Source organism: Paraburkholderia sp. JHI2823 (genome assembly GCF_038900695.1).
In the GTDB taxonomy this organism is placed as follows: domain Bacteria; phylum Pseudomonadota; class Gammaproteobacteria; order Burkholderiales; family Burkholderiaceae; genus Paraburkholderia; species Paraburkholderia mimosarum.
The window spans coordinates 1-479 of record NZ_JAYMRY010000222.1; the positions used below are offsets into that span (position 1 = coordinate 1).

General features: G+C 63.9%; 1 protein-coding gene and 1 pseudogene. Both read right to left on the reverse strand.

Annotated features, from left to right (window positions below):
* Nucleotides 1-186 (reverse strand): 4a-hydroxytetrahydrobiopterin dehydratase (locus VSR34_RS38390; protein ID WP_342965231.1); only part of this gene is annotated, 186 nt, incomplete at its 3' end.
* A gap of 117 nt (nucleotides 187-303) precedes the next feature.
* Nucleotides 304-479 (reverse strand): annotated as a pseudogene (locus tag VSR34_RS38395) (phenylalanine 4-monooxygenase); the annotation flags it as partial.

Genomic DNA, 479 nt, shown 5'->3' on the forward strand with positions numbered 1-479 from the left:
GAACCACTCGGGATGGTGATCCATTTCCTGCGCCTTGATCGCGACGCGCGTCATGAAGCCGAAGGCCTCGTTGAAGTCGGCGAATTCGAACGTGCGGCGAATCGCGTCACGCTGCGCCACGCTTTCCCAGCGAGTCAGTTTCGCCAGTTGCTGGGTGCGCTCGTCGGAAGTCAGTTTCTGGATCATGGTGTTACCTCGCAGGTCGAACACGCTCGCCGGCAGGCGGGCGAATCCGTTATTTTTTCACGACCGCGCAACGCTCGCCGCCACGCTGGGTGGGGCTGGTGTGCGTCGCCTTCCGCTTCAAACGTCGCCGCTGGTGTGCCAGCCGTCGCGGGTTCCACGCGTGATCACGCAGTCGCCTTCGACCAGGTCGCCTGCCGCGTAGGCGGGCGCGTTGGCGAGTCTCGCCAGCAGCGGCGCGAAGTCGGTTTGCGCGACGCCAAACAGTTGCGCCAAGTCATCGATGACGAAGTAGG